Source organism: Flavobacteriales bacterium (assembly GCA_016716605.1).
Taxonomy (GTDB): Bacteria; Bacteroidota; Bacteroidia; order Flavobacteriales_F; family PHOS-HE28; genus PHOS-HE28.
In genome coordinates, this window is sequence record JADJWA010000001.1 from 819,979 (window position 1) to 843,613 (window position 23,635).

The window sequence follows — 23,635 nt, forward strand, 5'->3', positions numbered from 1 at the left end:
ATTTGAGCCGATGCCATACACGAACCTCCTGGTGTCCGATGCCGACAGCATCCGCACCATCACCATCAACCGTCCCGACCAGCTCAATGCGCTCAACCGCGCCACCATCGACGAGCTGGATCGCGCGCTCACCGAGGCCGATGCCGACAAGAGCGTGCGCGTGCTCATCATCACCGGCAGCGGAGCGAAGGCATTCGTTGCGGGTGCGGACATCAAGGAATTCGCGCACTTCAGCGTCGAAGACGGTCGCGCGCTGAGCGCCGACGGCCAGAAGAAGCTTTTTGATCATGTGGAGAACATGAGCAAGCCCGTGATCGCAGCAGTGAACGGCTTTGCGCTCGGCGGCGGATTAGAGTTGGCGATGAGCTGCCATTTCCGCGTGGCCAGCGACAACGCCAAGTTGGGCCTGCCCGAAGTGGGCTTGGGCGTGATTCCCGGTTACGGCGGAACACAGCGCCTCGCAAGGCTCGTGGGCAAGGGCAAAGCCATGGAGATGATCTTCCTCGGCGGGGCGGGCATGATCAAGGCCGAAGAGGCCCTGCAATGGGGGGTAGTGAACCACGTTGTTCCCCAGGATCAGCTCATGACCAAGTGCAACGAACTCGCTTCAGCCATCGCGAAGAACAGCCCAACCGCATTGGGCGCCGCCATCCGCGCGGTGAACGCAGGTTATGAGCCGGGGGTGAACGGCATGCAACGTGAGATCGAGGAGTTCGGCAAATGCTTCGGCACGGCGGACTTCAAGGAGGGAACGAGTGCGTTCATGGAGAAGCGGAAGGCGAATTTCACTGGAGTTTGAGTACAATGGATAGCAATGGACGCGTATGGACTGCTCGGTCCATACGCGTCCATTACTGTCCCTTTGAGTTTGCCCGTTCATTTTCGAATCGAGCATGAGCGCTCTCCGAAAACTCGCCGGTCAAACAGCCATCTATGGGCTGAGCAGCATCGTTGCGCGTTTCCTCAATTTCCTGCTCACGCCGCTTTATACCAGCAAGGAGGTTTTCGCGCCCGATGACTACGGCGTGATCACCTACTTCCTCGGCTGGGCCGCCTTCCTAAACATCGTCCTCAGCTTCGGCATGGAGACGACCTTCTTCCGCTACGCCACGCGGAAGGACATTGATCAACCTCGCGCCTACGGAACGGCTTTCCACATCGTCGCATTCATATCGCTTGTGTTCACGGCTGTGGTCGCGCTCCTTGCAACGCCCATCGCCAATGGGATGGGCTACGGCGCCTACGCGAGCGTCGTGCTGATGCTCGGCATCACCCTTGGCCTCGATGCCATCACTGCGATCCCCATGGCGCGCTTGCGACAGGAGAACCGTCCGTGGCGCTTCGTCTTCATCAACGCGATGAACGTGGGCGTGAACATCGCCCTCAGTCTCTTCTTCCTCGCCTACTGCATGCCCAAGTACAACGCGGGCGAAAGCAACGCGCTGATCGACGCGGTGTACGATTCGACGTTTGGCGTGGGCTACGTCTTCCTTGCCTTCCTTGTCGCAAGCATCGTGAAGATGCTCCTGTTGCTTCCTCAATGGCCATCGATCTCCTTGCGCGAACCCGCGTTGGTTAGGCCGATGCTCGTCTTCGCAGCGCCGCTTGTCCTTGCGGGCCTCGCGGGCATGGTGAACGAGATGGGCAGTCGCGTGCTGCTGAAGTACTTGCTCCCTGCCGATACCGCCGATGCGCAGCTCGGTGTCTTTGGTGCGTGCTACAAGCTGGCGGTGCTAATCACGCTCTTCATTCAGGCGTTCCGTTTTGCGGCGGAGCCCTTCTTCTTCAGCAAGGCGGCCGACCCCAAGGCCAAGGAGACGTTTGCACGCATCAACAACCTCTTCGTTGCTTTCTGCATGAGCGCCTTCCTGGTGGTGATGCTATTCATGGATCTCTTCAAGTGGTTCATCCCGAACCCCGCGTACTGGGAAGGCCTGCGCATCGTGCCCATCATCATGCTGGCGAACGTCTTCCTCGGCATCTACTACAACCAGAGCGTCTGGTACAAGGTCACGGACCGCACGCGCGTAGCTGGGACCATTGCACTCGTTGGTGCGGTGCTCACGCTCGTGGGCAACCTGGCACTGGTGCCCTGGCTCGGCTATATGGGCAGTGCGTGGGCTACGCTCATCTGCTACGCCTCCATGACCGTGATCAGCTACGTATGGGGTCAGCAGCACTGGCCGGTGCCGTACAACGTTGGTCGCGTGCTGATGTACATGGCAGGGGCAATGGTGTTGTGGTGGGGAAGCGAGCAACTTGCGCTTGAAGGCCCGCTCAACTATGCGGTCCGCGCAGCCGCGCTGTTGGCATTTGTGGGTGTTGTTTGGAAGATCGAACGGCCTGCGATCCGACCTTTGGCGACATGACTGCGACCACTTCGGAAGGACTTGCCATCCGCATCATCAACAAAGGCAAGCACCCCCTCCCCTCTTACGCCACCACTCACAGCGCTGGCATGGACCTCCGCGCCAATCTCGTGGCGCCTATCGTTCTGGCTCCGGGCCAACGGGCGCTCATCCCCACCGGCCTCATCCTCGAACTCCCCGAAGGCACCGAGGCCCAGGTGCGTCCACGCAGTGGGCTGGCCTTCAAGCACGGGGTCACGGTATTGAACGCGCCGGGCACCATCGACGCAGACTACCGCGGCGAGGTCGGCGTGCTGCTGATCAATCATGGGCAGCTGCCCTTCGAGGTGAAGGATGGGGAGCGCGTGGCGCAGTTGGTCTTCGCCCCATGCCTGCGGGCCACTTTGCTGGAAAGTGCGGACCTTCGCGCCACTGAACGCGGAGCGGGCGGCTTCGGGCATACCGGCACCCGCTGAGAAGAGAACCGAATGAAGATCATCGTCCCTATGGCGGGCATGGGCAAGCGGATGCGTCCGCACACCCACACCACCGCCAAGCCCTTGCTGCCCATCGCGGGCAAGCCCATCGTGCAACGCCTCGTGGAGGATCTGGCCGCCGTGGCCGGTGAGCCTGTGGAAGAGGTCGCCTACGTGGTGCATCCCTCCTTCGGCGTAAAGGTCGAGGAAGAGCTCATGGCCATCGCCACGGCCATCGGCGCCAAAGGCAGCATCCATTACCAGGAGGTGGCGCTCGGAACGGCGCATGCCATCCTCTGCGCGGAGAAAGCGCTCAGCGGCCGCGTGATCGTGGCCTTCGCCGATACGCTCTTCCGCGCGCAGCTCAAGCTCGACAAGGACTGCGATGGCGTGATCTGGGTGAACAAGGTCGAGGACCCCAGGCCCTTCGGCGTGGTGAAGCTCGATGGCGAAGGCATCATCACCGAGTTCGTGGAGAAGCCGCAGACCTTCGTGAGCGACCTGGCCATCATCGGCATCTACTATTTCGCCGATGGCGAGCGCCTCCGCAACGAGATGCAGTGGCTCATCGACAACGATGTGAAGGACAAGGGCGAGTACCAGCTCACCAACGCCATGGAGAACATGAAGCGCAAGGGCGCGCGCTTCAAGGCCGGCAGCGTGGATGTGTGGATGGACTGCGGCAACAAGAACGCGATGGTGGATACCAACACCAAGGTGCTCGGCTTCCTGAAGGATGCACCCGGGCTGGTGAGCCCCAAGGCGAGGCTCAACGGCAGCCTGGTGATCTCGCCCTGCTTCATCGGCGAGAACGTGACGCTGGTGAACAGCATCATCGGGCCGAACGTTTCCCTGGAGCCCGGCGCGCTTGTTGAGAACAGCGTGGTGCGCAATTCGATCCTGCGCGGCGATTCGCGTGTACTGGACGCCGTGATCGACAACAGCATGATCGGGCAGCGCGCGCAAGTGACCGGCAGGGCCATGGACCTCAGCCTGAGCGACGATAGCACCGTTTCCTGATCAACAAGCGCATGCAGCAGCACCGCCTAGCCCTCCTCGCCGTGATCATCGCGCTGATCTTCGCGGCATGCGGCGGCGCCAAACCCGTGGCCAGCGCGGAGGCGGGACCCGACGGAGGCACCGGCACGCGCACCGACGGCGATAAGCGCGCGCAGGTGATGCGCTTGTACATGGAGGCGACGCAAGCCCGGATGCGTGGCGAGCTGCCCAAAGCACTGGTGCTGTACCAGCAATGCGTGAAGTACGACCCGCAGAACGGTGCGGCCATGTTCGAGCTGTCCAAGCTTTACCACCAGGGCCAGAATTACAGCCAGGCCGTTGACTATGCCAAGCAGGCGGTAGCCGCCGATAAGAGCAACATCTGGTACCGATTCCTCCTCGCCGACCTTTATCGCCAAGGCAGCAAGCCCGAAGAGGCCATCGGGGTGTACAAGGGCATCCTGGAGCAATGGCCCGAGCGCTACGAGGTGTACCTGGACCTCGCCGCTGCTTACGCCTACGCCAACAAGCCCAGTGATGCTGCCAAGGCATATGGCGATGCGGAGATGCGCTTCGGCTTGGGCGAAGGCCTCGTGCATCATGCCTTCAGCACGTACATGGCCCTGGGCCAATGGGCCGATGCCGAGAATCTCCTGAGCCGTGCGATCGCCGCTTACCCGACCAGCTCGGAGTACTCGGGCATGCTGGCCGAGGTGTACGACGAGCAGGGCAAGCACGACCAAGCCCTGGAACAGTACCGCAAGGCGCTCGCAATCGATCCGGGCAACAGCATGCTGCGGATCTCGCTCGCGGAGCACTACTACGGCACAGGTCGCTTCGATGAGGCCTACCGCGAACTGGGCGAAGCCTTCGCGGACCCCGAGGTGGACATCGACGCCAAGATGCAGGTGCTCATCGGCTTCTTCGAGATGACCGAGAACGAAGGCGAGAAGCCCGAGGACCGGCCCGACCTGATCCGCCGCAGCTATGCGCTGATCGAGTCCCTAGAGAAGGCGCACCCTGAGAGCGGGAAGCCGCACACCATCCATGGCGATTTCCTGCTGCGCGATGGCAAGGCCGCAGAGGCGCGCGAGCAGTTCCGCAAGGCGTTGGCGCTGGAGCAGGGCCGCTTCCCCATCCACGCGCAATTGCTGCAACTCGACCTTCAGCTGGGCGATCATGAATCGCTGGTGAAGGATGCGAGCCTCACCATAGAGCTCTTCCCCACATCGCCGGAGGCGTACTTGTACAAGGGCATCGGGCATTCACAGCTCGATCAGCATGAAGCGGCGATCGAGGCGCTGGTCACCGGCCGCGACCTGGTGGTGGACAATCCGCCGCTCACCGCGCAGTTCTGGAGCAGCCTCGGCGAGGCCTACAACGCATCGAAGCAATTCGCCAAGAGCGACCAGGCCTACGACAAGGCGCTCGCGCTGCTGCCCGACGACCCCACTGCACTGAACAACTACGCCTATTACCTCAGCCTGCGCGGCGATCAGCTGGAGAAAGCCGAGCGCATGAGCAAGCGGAGCAACGAGCTCGCACCCGGCCAGCCGAGCTACCAGGACACCTACGCGTGGGTGCTCTTCAAGCTGAAGCGCTATGCTGATGCCCGCATCTGGATGGAGAAGGCGCTGGCCGGCTCGCCGAACCCCGACGGTGAGCTGCATGAGCATTACGCTGACATCCTCTTCGAATTGGGCGAGCAGGCGCTCGCCTTGGAGCATTGGAAGCAGGCCAAGGCGCGCGGCGGCGCCAGCGAGGCCATCGACCGCAAGATCACCGAAGGGCGGCGCGTGGAATGAAGCGCATCGCCATCGCCCTGCTGCTGCCCGCGCTCGTCGCCTCGGCGTGCAAGGGGCGGCGCAACATCGCTCTTGACCGCGAGCTGCCTGTGCGCTCGGCTGAGAAAGTGCTGGAGCGCGCATGGGCCCAGCGACACCCGCCTGTGCGCTATTACTCCGCAAAGGCCGATGTGGACCTCACCATGCCCGACCAGGAGCGCAGCTTCAAGGCCCATCTGCGCAGCGTGCATGACAGCGCACTTTGGGTGAGCGTTGTGCCTTTGCTAGGGATCGAGGCTGCCCGGGCGCTGCTCACCACGGATAGCCTGAGGATCATGGACCGGATCAACGATCAGTACTTCGCCGGTGACACCTCCGATACCCGGAATCGATTCGGCCTTGTGCCTGAGCTTGCCCTGCTGCAACGGGCCCTCAACGGCGAGGCCCTCGCATTGGACTCCGCAGAGCGCTACCGGATCGACCGGGAGGCGGGCCTCTATGTGCTCACGAGCCGAGAGAAGCGCCGCTTCATCCGAGCCGCAGAGGACATCAGCCCCGGTGATACGCTGGCGCGCGACCGCGACATGCGCGAGCGCCGCTTGGAACGCACGCTCCGCAAAGCGGAAGTGAAGGAGGCCATCGTGCACCGCTACCACATCGATCCGGACAGCTTCAGGGTCGCGCGCGTGCAATTGGTGAACCTCGTGAACGATAAGACCGCCGATCTGCGCTATGAAGAGCGCGGGGGACCGGAGATCCAGCACCTTCCCACGCGCATACGCATCACACTCAGCGAGCCCGGCCGCATGGTGAGCGCTGTGATCAGCATCAACCGCATCGACCTCGAAGGACCCGTGCAAATGAGTTTCCGCATCCCCGAGAAGTATGAGCCGATGCCGTGATCGATTCCTGCGCGCTTGCGCCCTGCTGCCGCTCCTGCTCACGGTCGCCCTCTCTTGGGGCCAATCGAAGAAAGAGCTGGAGAAGCGGCGCGATGCGCTGGACAAGCAGATCCGCACCACCACCGCGCTGATCGAGCAGGCGCGCAAGGAACAGCGCGTCACGCAGGAGCAATTGGCGCTGCTCGAGAGCCAGATCGCTGCGCGCGCGCAGCTCATCCGGACCATGGATAGTGAGGTGCGCGCCGCCGATGACCGGATCCGCCAGGATGAGGAAACGATCGCAGCCCTCGAGGCGGACCTGTCCACGCTGAAGGAAGGCTACTCGCGCATGATCGCCGCCGCCTATCGCAACAGGAGCGCCCACGACCGACTCAGCTACCTCTTCGCCAGCAGCAGCTTCCAACAGGCCTTCCGCCGCAGCCGCTACATCAACCAGCTCGCAGCACAGCGCCGGCGCCAAGCCGCACTCATCGAAGAGACGCAGGCTTCGATGAATGCGCGCGTCGAAGCCCTTAAGCAGCAGCGGCAGGAGAAAGCCGTGATCCTGGGCGAACAGGTGCAGGAGAAGCGCAAGCTCGATACCGACCGCGCCGGCCAGCAGAGCGCGTTGGCCAGCCTGAGGAAGGAGGAAGGCCGTTTGCGCGAGACGCAGAAGAAGCAGGAGGGCCAGAGGCGCAATCTCGAAGCCGCCATCCGCAAAGCCATCGAGGATGCCGTGAAGCCCAAGGCTGTGCCCAAGGGCAGCACGGGCAAGCCCGCGAAGCTCGACATCACGCTGACCCCAGAGGCGCGCGAATTGAACAATGACTTCGAGAAGAACCGGGGCAAATTGCCATGGCCCGTGGAGAAAGGCGTGATCACCGGCCGCTATGGCAAGCAGCCGCATCCGGTGCTCAAGGGCATCGTGATCGACAACAACGGCATCGACATCACCACCGAGAAAGGAGCGGGTGTGCGGGCGGTGTTCCGGGGCGAGGTCACCAGCGTCATCGTGCTTCCCGGCGCGGGCAAGGCCGTGATCGTGAGCCATGGCGCCTACCGCACGGTGTACAGCAACCTGGCCAGCGTGAGCGTGGCCAAGGGCCAGAAGGTGGACACCAAGCAGGCCCTCGGCGCGGTGCTCACCGGCGACGATGGCGCCGTGGCGCACATCGAGGTCTGGAAGATCACGGCCGACGGGCTGGTGAATGTGGACCCTGCACTGTGGCTATACCGGGAGTAGGCCGCCTGAAACGGCTACTTTTGGCCCGCCTGCGGCAAGCAGGCGCACATCAACAGCTAATCCATGAGCCTCATCCCCGCCTTTGCCCTGATCGGTTCCATTGGCCCTTGGCAGATCGTCCTCGTTGTGGTGGTGCTGCTCCTGCTCTTCGGCGGCAAGAAGATTCCCGAGCTCATGCGAGGCCTTGGCCAAGGCATGAAGGAGTTCAAGAACGCCAAGGATGGCGTTGATGACAAGAAGGACGACGCGAAGTAGCCGCTGGCGTGAGCATCCCGAAGACCTTTTCCGAGGCCCGCGCCGCCTTAGCCCAAGGCACCACGGTTACACAGCTTGTCGAGCGCTCCTTGGCGGAAGCTGAGCGCCTCAAGGGCCTGAATGCCTTCCTCGAGCTATTCCCGGTGAGCGCGTTGGCCAAGGCTGCTGATGTGGATTCCAAGCTGAAGTCCGGCGCCGCAGGTCCGCTCGCGGGCATGCTGGTGAGCATCAAGGACAACATCTGCTATCAAGGCCATAGGGTGAGCGCCTCTTCGCGCATCCTCGAGGGCTTCACCTCATTGTACAGCGCAACCGTGGTTGAGCGCCTGCTCGCTGCCGACGCGGTGATCATCGGCCGCACCAACTCCGACGAGTTCGCCATGGGCAGCAGCAACGAGAACAGCGCCTTCGGCAACGTGAAGAACCCGTTGGATCCCACGAAGGTGCCCGGCGGAAGCAGTGGTGGAGCGGCGGCCAGCGTGGCTGCGGGCATCGTGCATGTCGCACTGGGAAGCGATACCGGCGGCAGCATCCGTCAGCCCGCCTCGTTCACGGGCACGGTCGGCTTCAAGCCCACCTATGGCCGCGTGAGCCGGTACGGGCTCATCGCGTTCGCCAGCAGCTTCGACCAGATAGGGCCGTTCGCGCATACGGTAGAGGATGCTGCTCTGATGTACAGCGTTATCGCTGGCAGCGACCCGCACGACAGCACCACGAGCCGGAAGCCGAATGAACCCATCGCCCTCCGCGACCCCGGCAAATTGCGCATCGGATATTTCCGTGAAGGCTTGGAACGCGAAGGCATGGATCCCGAGGTGGTGGCGCATCTGCAGCGGCAGATCGACCGCTTGCGGCGCGATGGCCACACGGTGGAAGCCGTGGAGGTTCCGCTGCTCGATCACCAGGTGCCCACGTATTACATCCTGGCCACGGCCGAGGCCAGCAGCAACCTCGCGCGCTTCGATGGCATCCACTTCGGGCAGCGCAGCAAGAAGGCGAAGGGCGTAGAGGAGACCTATCGGCTGAGCCGCACCGAAGGCTTCGGGCCAGAGGTGAAGCGGCGCATCCTCCTGGGAACCTTCGTCCTGAGCTCAGGCTACTACGATGCCTATTACGCCAAGGCCCAGCGCGTGCGGCGCATCCTGCGCGACCGCACGCTGGAAGCCTTCGACCAATTCGACCTGCTGCTCGGCCCGACCTGCCCGAGCACAGCCTTCTCGCCCGGCGAGATCTCCGATCCCGTGGGCATGTACCTGCAGGACATCTTCACGGTGCAGGCCAATCTAGCGGGAACACCAGCCATCAGCCTGCCCACTGGAACGCACAGCAACGGCCTGCCATTCGGCGTGCAGCTGATGGCGAAGCCTTTCGATGAGGAGCGCTTGCTGCAAGCAGCGCACGCGCTCTTCGGTTCGTAGCGTCCACACGCTGCTGTGAACGAACCGCACGCATACGATTGCGGCCCTTCCTGCGTATTACGGGTACCTTCGGCACCATGCCTTTGCTCCGTCGAATCACCGCTGCCGCCCTGCTGCTGCCCGCATGCTGCCTCGCGCAGCGCGAGGCGCCGCTCGCCTTGCCCGCCGATGATCCCGTGATGGCTCGATTGGATGACCTGGCCAACCTGCATTGGGTCAAGCATTCACCATTCACCATTGATACGGCGCACCATAACGCGCATGGCTTCGCGCCGGATCATGTCCCGGCATGGAGTGAGGAGATCATGCAGCAGCGCGTGGCCGTGCTCGATGCGAACTCGCCTTTCAGCTTAGTGTATAACCGCGTGGTGCAGTCGTACATCGACCTCTACATGGTGCGCAAGCGCGAGATGAGCTCACGCATGCTGGGCCTGGCCGAGCTCTTCTTCCCCACCTTCGAGGAATACCTGGACCGCCATGGGATCCCGCTGGAGATGAAGTACCTCGCCGTGGTGGAGAGCGCGCTGAATCCGAGCGCCCGTTCGCGCGCCGGCGCCGTGGGCCTGTGGCAATTCATGCTGCCCACCGGCAAGCTCTACGGGCTGAAGGCTGATAGCTATATAGACGAGCGCCACGATGTGCACAAGAGCACCGAGGCCGCCTGCCGCTACTTGACTTACCTGCACCGCGTGTACGGCGATTGGGAATTGGCGCTGGCCGCATACAACTGCGGCCCTGGCAACGTGAACAAGGCCATCCGTCGTGCAGGTGGCGTGAAGGACTATTGGAGGATCTACGACTACCTGCCGCGCGAGACGCGCGGATACGTACCCGCCTTCATCGCGGTGAATTACCTCTTCGCGCATCATGCGGATCACAACATCTACCCCATCGCGCCCACTTATTGCGCCTACGAGGTGGACACCGTGCAAGTGTGCCATCCGCTCGACCTCGCCGCCATCGCTGTGCTCACCGGCGGCACGGTGCAGGAGCTGCGCGACCTGAATCCCACCTTCAAGCTTGGCATCGTGCCCGACGTGGATCAGTCCGTGAGCATCTATTTGCCGAAGGACGCCGTGCCCGTGTACATCAGCAACGAGGAGCTGCTGCGCTACAGTTACTACGCGGCCAATCCGGGCACAGCGCCTGTTGTCGCGAAAGCCGCGCCAGCGGCATCGGCGCGCGCCGCCGACAAGCATCACACCGTGCGCAAGGGCGAATCACTCGGCACCATTGCCAAGCGCTATGGCGTAAGCGTGGCGCAACTGCGCAAGCTCAACGGCCTGCGCGGCGACATAATCCGACCCGGACAGAAGCTGGTGGTGCGTGCGAGCGTGCCGGGTGCGGAGCGCGCGGCCAATGCCGGCCCCGGTTCCGACACCAACGGGTACTACGTGGTGCAGGCGGGCGACACGCTCTGGAGCATCGCGCAACGGCACCCGGGCCTCAGCGTCGAGGAACTGCGCAGCCTGAACGGCGGACTGCCGGACGGCCTGAAACCCGGCGCGCGCATCCGCGTGCGTGCCCCGCAAGGATGAAGCACGGCCTGTTCGCGCTCCCATTCGTCGCTTTGCTCGCGGGCTGCGATGATTCCCGGAAGCGGCTGCCCGATAGTGCCGGCGGTCCCGAGGAGATCCTCGTGGTGATGCCGAAGGGACATTGGGAGAGCGAGCCCGGCGCGCTGGTCCGCTCGATCCTGGAACAACCCATGCAAGGCATGCCCCAGCGCGAGGCGCTCTTCCGGGTGGCCCAGTGCCGCCCGGAGGATTTCGCCAGCCTGCTGCAAGCGCACCACAGCGTGCTCTACGCCGCCTTCGGGGAGGACAGCTCAGGGGTGCTCATGCTCCGCGACCAACATGCGCGTGGCCAGCTCGTGGCGCGCATTGGAGCAGGAAAGCCCGAGGCCTGGAACGCGCTGTTCAGCGCCAATGCCGATGTGGTGGTCCGCGCGTTCGAGGACCACCATCGCTCACGCACCGGCGCTCGGCTGAAGCGCGAACGCGACGCTGCGCTCGCCAGCAGTTTGCGCGCATCACTCGGCATCGAGCTCGATGTGCCGGGAGGATACCGCATGATGAAGCAGGATTCCGTGATCACCTGGCTTCAACGCGACCGCATCTTGGCCGGTGGCGGACTGGAGCATAACGTGATCGAAGGCGTGCTCATCCATAGTCACCCTTATGTGAGCGACAGCACCTGGAACGTGCCCTACCTGGTTGATCTGCGTGATGCGGCCACCAAGCAGCGCATCGATGGCCCCGATCCCGGGTCGTACATGGTGGTGCGCCGCGCGTTCGAGGAGATGGACCTGATGCCAAGCGGCCGCGCGGTGCAACTCGATGGGCGATTCGCTTACCTGTTGCATGGCCTCTACGGGATGCATGGTGCGAAAATGGGCGGACCCTTCGTGAGCTTGAGTACGCTTGATCCGAGTGGGAAGCGCATCATCACCGTCGAAGGATTCGCGTACGCGCCGCAATTCGACAAGCGGCCGTATGTGCGCGAGCTCGAAGCGCTGATCTTCTCCCTGCGCTTCAGCGGATCAGCTTCCGGTGACGGCGCGCAATAGCGCATCGCTACCATCCGTTTTTCCACAGGTTGGCACGCGCTGTTGATAATTGGATCAGCGCTCCGCCTTCGCACTCTCCTACTTTTCCGCTGTCGCTATTGCCATGGAAGTCGCCAACCTCCGAAAGTTCGCCCACCAGCACTGCCGCTTCAAGCTGCGCAGCGGCAAGGAGGTCTTCGGCGTGGTGTGGGAAGTGGAGACCAGCGAGAGCGCTGGCGCCGACGGCACCAAGCGCCTCTTCTTCGCCAGCGTGCGCGACTACGAGCGCCTCACGCATGGAGGCTCCGCGCAGGTGATCCCCATCGCGCCCGCGGACATCGTTTCGGCGGAGAGCATCGCGAGCTGAGGCTTCTATCCATCAAGCCCGGACAAGGCAGCGGTTGCTTGCGATTAGCGTCTAGATAGCCATGTGCAACACTGCGCAAGGCCTCGTATCGGATGCTCCGTAGCGCTACCCACTCGGCACCGCACCCTTGCCATCTGCGATTCGCGCGATTCGCCCCGATCGCGGTTGTGCTGCTCGTCGCCGCAGTACCATTCCTGTTTCGGGGCTTCGCCACCGTTGATGGTCCCAGGCACGCGCTCCACGCGCTGATCCTTGAAGCGAGCTTGACCGGCCACCGCTTCGTTGCGGACGGCATGACCTACGATTCCGCCAGCCTGCCGGCGTATTGGAGCCAGCTTCCCATGATGCTGATGATGCGGTACCTCCCGGTGGAACTGGCTGACCGCTCGTTGGCATTCCTCAGCGCCGCATTCGTGGGTCTCTCGCTGCTTGCATTGATCCGCAGCAGCACGGATAGGCTTTCGCCCTCCGTGCTCTGGGCTATTCCCATTCTATTCAGCTACCTGCTGATCATGGGCTTCCACCATTTTCACTTTGGGGTGGGCCTCTGTTTTCTTGCCGTGGCTTGGTACTTCCGGAGGAAGGAACCGTTGGCACGTTGGTCCGGCGTGATGGTCGCAGCCTTCCTGGCCTGCGCCTCCCACCGTGCCGCCTTGCCGTTGATGGCCGGGCTGCTTGCGGTCTCGGTTATGGTGGATGAGGTCTCCAGGCCTTATTCAACGAGCCATACTGCGCGGATGCGCCGGACAATCACCGCACTTGCCTGCTCCGCACTCCTGGTCGCGTTCGTCATCTGGTTGAACGCGACCCTCGACGAGGTGCGCGCGTCCGGTGAATGGCAACCGATCGAATTGCGCGACTTTCCGCTGGCTCGACCGCTGCTGCTGCTGGACCTTTCGCTCGAGCGAGTTCCACTCCTGATCCTGTGCACGCTCCTGGCCTGTGCCGTCGTCTGCGGTCTGGCGGTTCGATGGAAGCTGGGTCCTCGCATGATCCAAAGCGACTCCCTGCTGATCATGGCGGCAGCGTGCATGCTGGCCTCGTTGCTGCTCACCTCGGAACGGGCGCAAGCTCTGTATCTCAGCGAACGCTGTCAATGGATCGGCCTCCTAATCCTGGTTCCTTGGCTCTGCACCATGCATGCGCGGGCTTCCAGCACATTACGAAGCACCATGATGCTCTTCTCGTTGATGATGCTGCCTGTGCAGCTCATCCGCTGGGGAAATGCGGAAATGACGCTCTCCGGATTGGCGGACCAGCACGCGCTCATCGAAGAGGTCGCAGCGCAGCTTGAGCCGAATGGTGTTGTGCTGGTGGGTGGTGCAGAGAAGAACTGGCTCCTCCAGCACGCTCCTGCCATGCTCGCCATGGCATATGACGGCGTGGTGCTTCCGGGTCCGCCGATCCGTGCCCGGGCTTTCGCACCGATGGGGCCCCGCCGTGTCCAATACCGCTTCTGGGAACTCGCGAGTGAGCCGAGCGCGCTGCCAGCGCATTGGGGAGAGCGACAGCAACCAATGATTGATCAGGTGCTGCTTTTGGGTCCCGACCGCGGCCTGCGCGCACGATGGCTGCGCCATTGGCAACCTGTACTGGAGTCCCACTACTGGAAGACCTTCGACAACGGCTACGCCTCTGTGTGGACCGCCAAGGCCGATACTTGATCGACATCACGATCTTGGCGGCATGCGCCACCTGATGCCTGCTATTCTCCTGCTCAATGCTTGCCAATCGGCGGCACCACCACCGAATCGCTGGGCCGATGAGCGCCTCTGGCCGGTGCTCGAAGCGCAGGAGCACCGCGATGCTGATGCGCTCTGCGCGCTGTTGGAGCACGAAGCCCCCGAAGTGCGAGAAGCCGCAGCGCTGGGTCTCGCGAGCGTGCAGGACAACTTGGCGACACCTTGCCTATTGGAGGCCCTCTCGGACGAGATCGCCACTGTTCGTGCGACGGCCGCATACGCGCTCGGCTTCGTGGGGGACAGCCTCGCGCTTCAACGCATGGCTGAGCTGACCGCGGATTTGAAGGACTCGGCGATGCTCGCCTCGTTCGAGGCCTCGGCCTTCACGGCGACGCAGCGGGCCGGGCGCCTGATGGATGCCAATGCAATCCTGCACTACTTCGAAAGGAGCACCGGACATGAACGCGTGCGGGCGGCCGATGCGTTAAGGCGATTGCCGGACAGTCTCCTGATCCATTCACCAGAGGAGATCAGCAGGCTCATGGCCGATTCTGATGCGGAGGTGCGCGCGCGAGCCGCGCTGGCCATGCGAAAGCTGGGACCCATGGCCGACACTGCTTCCTTGCATGCGCTTGCTCGGAACGAACTGGACCGCGGGACTCGCGTGAATGCGATTCGTACCTGTACAGCGCTCAACTGCATCACGGACGAGGAGCTCTTCGACGCGGCCCGAACCTTGGAGCTACGGATCGCCGGGCTGGAAGCACTCAACTCACGTGTTTACCTCAACCCGCTTCAGTGCCACTTCCATCAGAAGGATGCAGCGGATCAGGCTCTGGGAATCGCGCTGCTCGGATTGGCCGCGAAGCATTCCACCCTTGAATCGAAGGGTGGGCTGTGCGAGCAACTCGAGGGATTCCATAGGCTCACGACCTCTCCGTATGATAAAGCGCGAGCTATTTCAGCGCTGCTTTCAGCGGGATGCTGGCTGGATCTTGGTCTTGTGCTCTCCATGATCAGGAGCACGGAGCATGCGGTGATACGGCAAGCGGCGCTACAAGGAGCCATTGCCATTGCCCGAGACCATATGTCGCGCGCCCGGTTCACGAACGTGGAGGCCCAGTACGCCGAACTGGCATCGGTGATCTCGGAAGCCGTCCACACTGGCGATGCGGGTCTGATCAGCGCTGCGGCCGAGTCGATAGAGCAGGAGAAAGCTGAGGTGATCCGCATCCTGCTGCCTCCCGAAGTAGAGCAGCAGGCATTCGCGCCCCTGGGGCCGATTCGAGACTTGGAGGCCAGACTGCTCTTGCAGAAGGCAATCGCCAAGCGCGATGGCCTGCTGCCGCCTGCACATGAGCGCCCGGCATTCAATCATCCAATCGACAAGGAAAAACTGCTCGCCCTGAAGCAGGGCCAGCAGTACCGAATCATCACGAACAAGGGCCAGATCATCATCGCTACCGATGTGAACGAATGCCCCGGCAGCAGCCTCGCCTTCGATTCTCTGGTGACCGCTGGGTACTACAACGGCAAGGCCTTCCACCGCATGGTGCCCAACTTCGTGGTGCAGGGCGGCTGTCCGCGCGGCGATGGTTACGGCGGCATGCCGTGGACGCTGCGCACGGAGATCGGCCGCTCGCCGTTCACCGCGGGCTCCGTAGGTCTTGCTTCAGCAGGCCCTGATACCGAGAGCTGCCAATTCTTCATCACGCACAGCGCCGCGCCGCACCTCGATGGCCGCTACACGCGCTTCGGTGAAGTGGTGAGCGGTATGGACGTGGTGTGGATGCTCCAAGTGGGTGATGTGATGGAGCGGGTGGAACGCTTCCCTTAGTTGGGCCTCTCCGGCCGCATCTGCGGGAAGAGCAGCACCTCCTGGATCGCCGGGTTGTTGGTGAGCAGCATCACCAGGCGGTCCAAGCCGATGCCCACGCCGCTCGTGGGCGGCATTCCGTACTCGAGCGCGCGCAGGAAATCCTGATCGATGAACATGGCCTCATCGTCGCCGCGCTGCTGCAATTCCAACTGCGCCTCGAAGCGCTCGCGCTGATCGATGGGGTCGTTGAGCTCGCTGTAGGCATTGGCCAGTTCGAAGCCGTTCACGAAGAGCTCGAAGCGCTCGGTGAGGCGTGCATCGTCTCGGTGCTTCTTGCACAGCGGGCTCATCTCCACCGGGAAGTCGCACACGAAGGTGGGCTGGATCAATTCCGGCTGCACCAGCGCGCTGAAAAGCTCATCGATGAGCTTGCCCTTGCCCATGCTGGGCTCCACATGGATCTGGTGCTTCGCGCAGAGCGAGCGCAGGGCGGCTTCGTCCAGCTCCAGCACATCGGCGCCGGTCTTCTCCTGGATGCTGCCGCACATGGTGATGCGCTTGAAGGGCGCTGTGAACTGGATCGTGTTCTCTCCGAAGGTGGCTTCGGCCTTGCCATTCGCCGCGATGCACACCTGCTCGAGCATGCGCTCCATGTAGCCCATCATCCAGCGGTAGTCCTTCCACGCCACGTAGAGCTCCATGATGGTGAACTCCGGGTTGTGCGTACGGTCCATGCCCTCGTTGCGGAAGTTGCGGCTGAACTCGAACACGCCCTCGAAGCCGCCTACGATGAGGCGCTTGAGGTAGAGCTCGTTGGCGATGCGCAGGTAGAGCGGGATGTCGAGCGCATTGTGGTGCGTGACGAAAGGACGTGCCGCCGCGCCGCCGGGGATGGGTTGCAGCACAGGCGTATCCACCTCGTGATAGCCGCTCTCAGTCATGAAGGCCCGCATGGCCGTGACGATGCGCGAGCGCTTGAGGAAAGTCTCCTTCACGCCAGGGTTCACATTGAGGTCGACGTAGCGCTGGCGGTAGCGCTGCTCGGGGTCGGTGAAGGCATCGTGCACGTTGCCTTCGTCGTCGGTCTTCACCACCGGCAGCGGCTTCAGCGCCTTCCCGAGGATGGTGAGCTGCTTCACGTGAACGGTGATCTCGCCCGTTCGGGTCTTGAACACATGCCCCGTCACTCCGATGAAATCGCCAAGGTGCAGCAGGTGCTTCCACACCTCATCGTACATCGCCTTGTCCTCGCCGGGGGCCACTTCATCGCGCGCCACGTAGATCTGCTGGTCGCCGGTGTGGTCGCGCAGGACGGCGAAGCTGGCCTTGCCCATGACGCGCACGCTCATGATGCGGCCCGCGATGCTCACCTGCGCAGGCTCGCCTTCTTCTTTGAACAGGCCTTTCACATCGGCAGCGGTGGCGCTCACCTTGTACTCGGCGGCGGGGAAGGGGTCGATGCCGAGGGCGCGGAGCTTCTGGAGCGCCTCGCGGCGGATGACTTCTTGATCGGAAAGGACGTTGGACATGGATGCGGAAAAGAGGCTGCCTACCACAGGCAGGGCGGCGAAGTTATCCGGACAACCCGCCCCGCTCCTTCAGCGTATGAGCGCCCCTAATTTCGGCCCGCATTCAACAGCACATGCAGCACCTCATCGACGCCTTCCCCAAGCAACTGAAGGAAGCCCTGGAGATCGGCCGCAAGGCCCAACTGAAAGCCCCCGGCGGGCCTTACGGGAACGTAGTGGTCACCGGCCTTGGTGGCAGCGGCATCGGCGGTCGCATCGCCGCGCAATTGGTGCACAAGGAGGCCAAGTGCCCCATCGAGGTCTACAACAACTACTACCTGCCGGGCTATGTGAACCACAAGAGCCTGGTAATCGCATGCAGCTACAGCGGCAACACGGAGGAGACCATCGCCGCCATGGAGCAGGCGCTGAGCAAAGGCGCCCGGGTATGCGTGGTGACCAGTGGCGGCTCCATGCTCGAGATGGCCAAAGCGAAGGGCCTGGATCACATCGTGATACCGGGGGGCAATCCACCGCGCACCATGCTGGCCTACTCACTGGTGCAGCAGTTCTATGTGCTGCACCACTTCGGCATCATCGGCGATGGCTTCGAGGGCGCGATCAAGACAGCCGCGAACATGCTGGAGCAGGAGAAGGAGGACATCAAGAAGGCCGCGCAGGAGCTCACGGAGAAGCTGGTGGGCAAGCGCCTGGTGATCTACAGCGAGGCCAGCACCGAGGCCGTGAGCATCCGCTTCCGGCAGCAGGTGAACGAGAACAGCAAAGAGCTCTGCTGGCACCACGCCATCCCGGAGATGAACCACAACGAGCTGGTGGGCTGGGCCGGAGGCAAGGACGATATCGCAGTGGTGATCTTCCGGCACAAGGAGGACCACGAGCGCAGCCAGATCCGCATGGAGATCAACAAAGAGGTCTTCCGCAAGTACACGCCGCACATCCACGACGTTTGGAGCCAGGGCGATACCGCCTTCGCGCGGCAGCTTTACCTGATCAACCTCGGCGATTGGGTGAGCTTCTACTGGGCTGAGAAGAAGGGCGTGGACCCCAGCGAGATCGCGGTGATCAACATGCTGAAGGGGAAGCTGGCGGAGGTCAAATAATTAGCCGCAGAGGCGCAGAGGCGCAGAGAATACAGATGCTGTACCGCGAGCTTTCCGGGGCAATCATCGGAGCGGCCATTGAAGTTCATCGGGAACTCGGCCCAGGGTTGTTGGAGAGCGTCTATGAGCATTGCCTTGCGCGTGAACTACGTGAAGCGAGCATCCCATTCCTTCAGCAGCATCCTGTGCCTGTACGATACAAGGGGGAGCGGCTCGACTTGGGCTTTCGGATCGACCTCTGGGTGGACCAGCGAATCATCGTGGAGATCAAGGCGATAGAGGTCTTGCAGGAAGTCCATCGCGCGCAACTGCTGAGCTACTTGAAACTCACAGGCTGCAAACTCGGATTACTCATGAACTTCAACGAGCCGGTGCTCACGGAAGGCGTGCGGCGCGTCGTTAACGGATTGGACGAACCCTGAATTCGCATTCTCCGCGCCTCTGCGCCTCTGCGGCAAACACCATGCGCCACATCCACTTCCGCGACTTGGGCCTCATCGACTACGCCACCGCGTGGGACCTGCAGACGCGCCTCTTCAAGGAGACCATCGATAGGAAGATCGCTAATCGCTCCCTGCCCGAGAACGAGCAACTGCCCACGGAGGACCACCTCCTCTTCTGCGAGCACCCGCGCGTGTATACGCTGGGCAAGAGCGGCAAGCAGAGCCACCTGCTATTGAACGAGCAGGGCCTGCGCGAGAAGGGCGTCCAGTTCTTCCCCATCGACCGCGGCGGTGACATCACCTACCACGGCCCGGGGCAGATCGTGGGCTATCCCATCTTCGACCTCGATCACCACTTCACAGACATCCACCGCTACCTGCGCACGCTGGAGGAGGCCATCATCGGCACGTTGGAAGCATACGGCATCAAAGCCGGAAGGATTGAAGGGCTCACAGGCGTCTGGCTCGACTTCAACGAGCCGCAGAAGGCAAGAAAAATCTGCGCCTTCGGCATCCGCGCGAGCCGGTGGGTCACCATGCACGGCTTCGCGTTCAACGTGAACACGGACCTCAGCTACTTCCAGAACATCGTGCCGTGCGGGATCGCGGACAAGGGCGTTACGAGTATGGCCAAAGAGCTAGGCGGCGACGTGGACATCCAGGAAGTGAAGAACCGGCTACGGTTGGAGATAGCGGACCTGTTCGATGCGGAGCTGGTGTCGCCGGCGCCAGGACGGTAAACTGAAAGGCCATGAGAACCTTTCAATCTTGTAGCTGATTTGCTGACGGGACTTAGTGCGCCTGGCCATGTCGAGTACGTTCTGACCCGTATATCCCAACCGCTAGTTCGTCATGAACATGCGGTTCCCGTTCCTCATGATCCGCTACGTTTGTATGTAGCCATGAAAAAAGGACCTGCAGTTGCTTGCGCCCTGGCATTCGCGTTGGCTGGCTACGCCCAGTTCGGACCGCAGCAGATCATCGAATTCAACGAGGCAAGGCGCCCGCTTGCGCAGGTTGTTCTTGATGTGGATGGGGATGGCGACCCTGACCTCGTAGCTTCTCTCCAGAACGATAGCCGCATCGTATGGTATGCCAATGAGGGCGCAGGCGCCTTTGCGGAGCAACAGGTGCTGGTGCCCAACGCCACATACATCAACAACCTGATCGTCCTTGACTTGGATGCGGATGGACTCTTGGATCTCGCAGGCACCTCACTAGGCCCGGACAGGGTGCTTTGGTGGAGGAACCTCGGATGGGGGGCTTTCGGCCCCGAACAGCTCATCGCGCAAGCAGGCAATCATCCGCGCTGCCTGATGGCCATGGATGTGGATGGTGATGCCCTTGTCGACTTCATGGTAGGTACCCAATACGATGGCACTATTCAATGGACACGTAACCTCGGAGGCGGGCTCTTCGCTGCGATGTCGGTGCTCGACACGCCAGGACCAGGGATAGCCAGCTTGGCAAAAGGCGACCTGGATGGCGATCTGCGAGAGGACATCCTCTTTGCGCGCCACGTTGGCACCACCGCTGAACTTGCATGGTACAGCAATTACGGCAATGGGTTGTTCTCTGCTCGCCAAGTCGTGTTCCTTGCTCAGGACACGTTGCAAATGGCCGGAATCGCCGACCTGAACAACGATGGTCAGCTCGACTTGTTCACCTCCTCATATTCCAACAACATGTTGGTCGCCTTCTTCAACGACGGCTCCGGGGGATTCCCTTCGCCTACGATTGTTGACTCAGGCGCGTACGACCATGACAACATCATCGCTGCCGACATGGACCAGGATGATGTCCCGGACCTGGTTTACTCCACCCGCTTACCCTACTCGTTGCGCTGGTCGCGAAACGAGGGGGACGGCTCGTTCTCTCCGGGCGGCACGCTGGCCACCACGCTCGAATACGTGCGATCCATCAACGTGAAGGACCTCGACGGCGACGGGTTGCCGGATGTGAGCTACTGCAGTTACACAGACGATCGCATCGCCTTCCATCGGAACCTGGATAACGGGCAATTCGGGCCACAACAAGAGGTGACCACACAGGTGGACGGCGCGTCATGGGTATCCGCCGGGGATCTTAACGACGATGGGAGGAAGGAAGTGTTGTGCGCTTCGGCCACGGACCATCGCATCTCTTGGTACATGAACCTCGGCAATGGGCAGTTCGCAGCACAACGCACCATCTCCAACACGTTGTACGGAACGCGGTGCGTCATCGCAGGCGACATCGATGGCGACGGAGACCGCGATGTGATCGCCACCTCGCGTACAATGAACAGCATCCTGGTCTTCCTGAACGACGGCGCGGGAGAATTCTCCGATCCGGCGGCAATCTCGAACAGTGCGAACCAGGCCATGGAGGTCATGGCAGCGGACTTGGATTTGGACGGCGACCTTGACCTTGTGGTTTGGGGGATCAGCTACCTTGCCTATCATCTCAACAATGGCAGTGGCGGATTCGGGGACCCGGTAGCCTTAACGGGCTATTTATCAGGTGATGTCCCCTTCGACCTTGCGGACTTGGATGGCGACGGTCTTCTTGATGTCGTCCATGTCTCTTCTGGCTTCAGCCGGTTAGCATGGTTCAGGAACCTGGGTGATGGTGCGTTCTCCTCGCAAATCGTGATTTCTGAGAATGTGTCCACTGGCCCGATGATCAAGACAGCAGACATCGACCGGGACGGCGACATTGACGTGGTGCTAGGCAGCCAGCCCATGCGATGGTACCGGAACAACGGGAATGGGTCGTTCTCTCCGATCACCTTCGGCAGTGAGAATGGAGAGTCTGACGCGATGGTTGTCTATGATGTGGACGGGGACTCCTATGCGGATGTGATCACCGCGAGGCACTTCCTTAACCAAATGGCCATGTACAGGAACTTGGGCAACGGCACTTTCGGGCCGCGCACGGTGATTCCCTCGTCATTCGACGGGCCCATGTGCTTGAATGCTTCCAATCTCGACCTGAATGCGCCCGAAGAGCTGCTTTGTGCATCGTGGTGGGACAACAAGCTGTTCTGGCATAGGAACTACTTCGGCAGCCACTTCAGGGCAGAAGGCCGACGCTTCATCGACCTTGACTTGGACGGGGCCGCGGGTCCGGACGAACCCGGCATGTCCTGGGGACAACTGACCTGCACCCCGTACCTGACCTACGCGCTCACCACCATCAACGGGGAGTACCATTTCAGCCTGGATTCGGGCGCCTACCAGATTGCCTCAGCAGGAGCCGGAGCTTGGTGGGACCTGGTGACCACCCCGGCTGCGTACAGCGTGGGCCTCACCGACGCTGCGCCCGTGGCCTCAGGGCTCGATTTCGGGTACGCAGCCAACGTGGACACCTCATTGGTGGTCGCATCCATCGTGATCGGCAATGGTCCGTGTGGAACAACGGCTCCGCTTTGGCTCAACTACGCCAATCAAGGCACCCGAGTAGAGCAGGGCACGATTACGCTGCAGCTCGATGCTGCGATGACCCTTGTTGCAAGCGTCCCGCCGCCCGCGAATCAAGCCGGCAATCTGTTCACTTGGACCTTCGACTCGTTGGGCTACTTCGAAGTCCGGAGCATCGCATTGCATGTGACACGACCTGGCTTGGCTTCCATGGGCACCACTGTGAACTCCACGGTGGCAGTGACAACCTTGAGCCCGGGCGGCAGCGTCACCGGCAGCTTCCAAGCATCGCATACGGAGACGGTGACCTGTGCGTACGACCCGAACGACAAGATCGTGGAGCCCTCGGGATACGGCGAGGTCGGCGCCATTCCCATCACCACCGATGCGTTGGAGTACACCATCCGGTTCCAGAACACAGGAACGGCCACTGCATGGAATGTGGAACTCAGGGACCAGCTGGCGAACCCGCTGGACCGTTCGCAGTTCGAGGTAACCGGATTCTCGCACGCGCCAACACAGCTAGTCATCGAGCCCAACGGCAGGCTCGTGGTGCGATTCAATAACATCATGTTGCCCGACAGCGGCGCCAATCCGCTCGGGAGCCAGGGCTTCTTCCGCTTCCGGATTGGCATTCAAGAAGGGCTTGGTCACATGACCACTATTACGAATACTGCGGACATCGTCTTCGACATCAACCCGGCCATTGTGACGAATTCGACGACCACCACATTGGTCGATTGCGCACTCTGGAATCCCCAGGTAACTCTTGCGGATGTTGACCTCTTGGAGGCATCGCCAGGCATGCATCATCAATGGCTCCTCAATGGTGAGCCGCTGGCTGGAGCGAATGGCCAGTTCCTCGAAATCACTTTTCCCGGCGCGTACGCCTGTGAGGTGATGAGCGCGTTCGGATGTACTTCCACTAGTGCGGACCTGACCGTTCTCAGCACTAGCGTATCCCGGCCCTCCGCAGAAGCAGCCTTGGTCCTTCCCAATCCGTTCGATGATCTGGTGCGCATCGTGCTCAGCCAGCCCATGACCACCGCGCACACCCTGATGCTGGTGGATGTCCATGGCAGCGTGGCGCGCGAATGGCAGGTTCAACCTGGCGGCGAATTGCTCATCAATCGCGGTCAACTCTCCTCTGGCGTGTACACGCTGATGATATCATCGAACGAAGGCCCGCGCAAAGTGCTCCGCATCGTGGCGCGGTGAGCCAGGCGCAGGATGTACGCAGCTGATCATTTCTGACATCGCCGACAGAAGCCTCTCAAGCATTGCATAGGGACTGGGCGGCGAAGTGGACATCGAGGAAGTGAAGAGAAGATTGCGGTTGGAA

At 62.0% G+C, this 23,635-nt stretch carries 20 protein-coding genes; 18 read left to right on the forward strand and 2 right to left on the reverse strand.

The window, feature by feature from the left end:
• Positions 1-10 precede the first annotated feature (10 nt).
• The 12 genes from IPM12_03210 to IPM12_03265 all read left to right on the forward strand — a co-directional run bounded on the left by IPM12_03210 (position 11) and on the right by IPM12_03265 (position 12,319).
• Entirely contained in the window at positions 11-799 is a 789-nt protein-coding gene (locus IPM12_03210; GenBank protein MBK9146812.1) for an enoyl-CoA hydratase/isomerase family protein, read from the forward strand.
• A 94-nt stretch (positions 800-893) separates the two neighbouring features.
• Positions 894-2,369, forward strand: a complete 1,476-nt coding sequence (locus IPM12_03215) for a polysaccharide biosynthesis C-terminal domain-containing protein (GenBank protein MBK9146813.1) — start codon at positions 894-896, stop codon at positions 2,367-2,369.
• Complete coding sequence (gene dut / locus IPM12_03220; protein MBK9146814.1) at positions 2,366-2,824, forward strand: dUTP diphosphatase; 459 nt, start codon at positions 2,366-2,368, stop codon at positions 2,822-2,824. Before IPM12_03215 ends, dut begins: the two co-directional genes overlap by 4 nt.
• 12 nt (positions 2,825-2,836) lie before the next feature.
• Positions 2,837-3,844, forward strand: a complete 1,008-nt coding sequence (locus IPM12_03225; GenBank protein ID MBK9146815.1) for an NTP transferase domain-containing protein — start codon at positions 2,837-2,839, stop codon at positions 3,842-3,844.
• A gap of 11 nt (positions 3,845-3,855) precedes the next feature.
• The gene (locus IPM12_03230) at positions 3,856-5,628 is read left to right on the forward strand and encodes a tetratricopeptide repeat protein (protein ID MBK9146816.1); all 1,773 of its coding nucleotides are present in this window, start codon (positions 3,856-3,858) and stop codon (positions 5,626-5,628) included.
• Entirely contained in the window at positions 5,625-6,509 is an 885-nt protein-coding gene (locus IPM12_03235; protein MBK9146817.1) for a DUF4292 domain-containing protein, read from the forward strand. Before IPM12_03230 ends, IPM12_03235 begins: the two co-directional genes overlap by 4 nt.
• Complete coding sequence (locus IPM12_03240; GenBank protein MBK9146818.1) at positions 6,493-7,731, forward strand: peptidoglycan DD-metalloendopeptidase family protein; 1,239 nt, start codon at positions 6,493-6,495, stop codon at positions 7,729-7,731. Before IPM12_03235 ends, IPM12_03240 begins: the two co-directional genes overlap by 17 nt.
• Positions 7,732-7,794: 63 nt before the next feature.
• Complete coding sequence (locus IPM12_03245; protein ID MBK9146819.1) at positions 7,795-7,986, forward strand: twin-arginine translocase TatA/TatE family subunit; 192 nt, start codon at positions 7,795-7,797, stop codon at positions 7,984-7,986.
• Positions 7,987-8,000: 14 nt separating this feature from the next.
• Positions 8,001-9,404 carry an Asp-tRNA(Asn)/Glu-tRNA(Gln) amidotransferase subunit GatA gene (gene gatA, locus IPM12_03250; GenBank protein ID MBK9146820.1) on the forward strand — a complete coding sequence of 468 codons (1,404 nt, stop codon included), beginning with the start codon at positions 8,001-8,003 and terminating at the stop codon, positions 9,402-9,404.
• 77 nt (positions 9,405-9,481) lie between these two features.
• A complete protein-coding gene (locus tag IPM12_03255) occupies positions 9,482-10,942 on the forward strand; it encodes a LysM peptidoglycan-binding domain-containing protein (GenBank protein ID MBK9146821.1) in 1,461 nt (486 codons plus the stop codon).
• A complete protein-coding gene (locus IPM12_03260) occupies positions 10,939-11,973 on the forward strand; it encodes a DUF4837 family protein (protein MBK9146822.1) in 1,035 nt (344 codons plus the stop codon). Before IPM12_03255 ends, IPM12_03260 begins: the two co-directional genes overlap by 4 nt.
• A gap of 103 nt (positions 11,974-12,076) precedes the next feature.
• On the forward strand, positions 12,077-12,319 hold the full coding sequence (locus tag IPM12_03265) for a hypothetical protein (GenBank protein ID MBK9146823.1): 243 nt from the start codon (positions 12,077-12,079) through the stop codon (positions 12,317-12,319).
• Positions 12,320-12,617: 298 nt separating this feature from the next.
• Here IPM12_03265 and IPM12_03270 read toward each other — a convergent pair whose 3' ends face one another.
• Complete coding sequence (locus tag IPM12_03270; GenBank protein ID MBK9146824.1) at positions 12,618-12,809, reverse strand: hypothetical protein; 192 nt, start codon at positions 12,807-12,809, stop codon at positions 12,618-12,620.
• 22 nt (positions 12,810-12,831) lie between these two features.
• Between IPM12_03270 and IPM12_03275 the strand changes: the two genes are divergently transcribed.
• Together IPM12_03275 and IPM12_03280 are read left to right on the forward strand one after the other, a co-directional pair.
• Entirely contained in the window at positions 12,832-13,983 is a 1,152-nt protein-coding gene (locus tag IPM12_03275; GenBank protein MBK9146825.1) for a hypothetical protein, read from the forward strand.
• 22 nt (positions 13,984-14,005) lie between these two features.
• Positions 14,006-15,838, forward strand: coding sequence for a peptidylprolyl isomerase (locus IPM12_03280; protein ID MBK9146826.1), 1,833 nt, complete (start codon positions 14,006-14,008; stop codon positions 15,836-15,838).
• Here IPM12_03280 and lysS read toward each other — a convergent pair.
• On the reverse strand, positions 15,835-17,349 hold the full coding sequence (gene lysS, locus IPM12_03285; GenBank protein MBK9146827.1) for a lysine--tRNA ligase: 1,515 nt from the start codon (positions 17,347-17,349) through the stop codon (positions 15,835-15,837). The genes IPM12_03280 and lysS overlap by 4 nt on opposite strands.
• Before the next feature lie 113 nt (positions 17,350-17,462).
• Between lysS and IPM12_03290 the strand changes: the two genes are divergently transcribed.
• The 4 genes from IPM12_03290 (at position 17,463) to IPM12_03305 (ending at position 23,511) form a co-directional block, all read left to right on the forward strand.
• A complete protein-coding gene (locus IPM12_03290) occupies positions 17,463-18,449 on the forward strand; it encodes a bifunctional phosphoglucose/phosphomannose isomerase (GenBank protein ID MBK9146828.1) in 987 nt (328 codons plus the stop codon).
• A 35-nt stretch (positions 18,450-18,484) separates the two neighbouring features.
• Positions 18,485-18,871: a GxxExxY protein gene (locus tag IPM12_03295; protein MBK9146829.1), complete on the forward strand. Its 387-nt coding sequence runs from the start codon at positions 18,485-18,487 to the stop codon at positions 18,869-18,871.
• A 41-nt stretch (positions 18,872-18,912) separates the two neighbouring features.
• The gene (gene lipB, locus IPM12_03300) at positions 18,913-19,632 is read left to right on the forward strand and encodes a lipoyl(octanoyl) transferase LipB (GenBank protein MBK9146830.1); all 720 of its coding nucleotides are present in this window, start codon (positions 18,913-18,915) and stop codon (positions 19,630-19,632) included.
• Between the two features lie 162 nt (positions 19,633-19,794).
• Positions 19,795-23,511, forward strand: coding sequence for a T9SS type A sorting domain-containing protein (locus IPM12_03305; protein MBK9146831.1), 3,717 nt, complete (start codon positions 19,795-19,797; stop codon positions 23,509-23,511).
• Positions 23,512-23,635 lie beyond the last annotated feature (124 nt).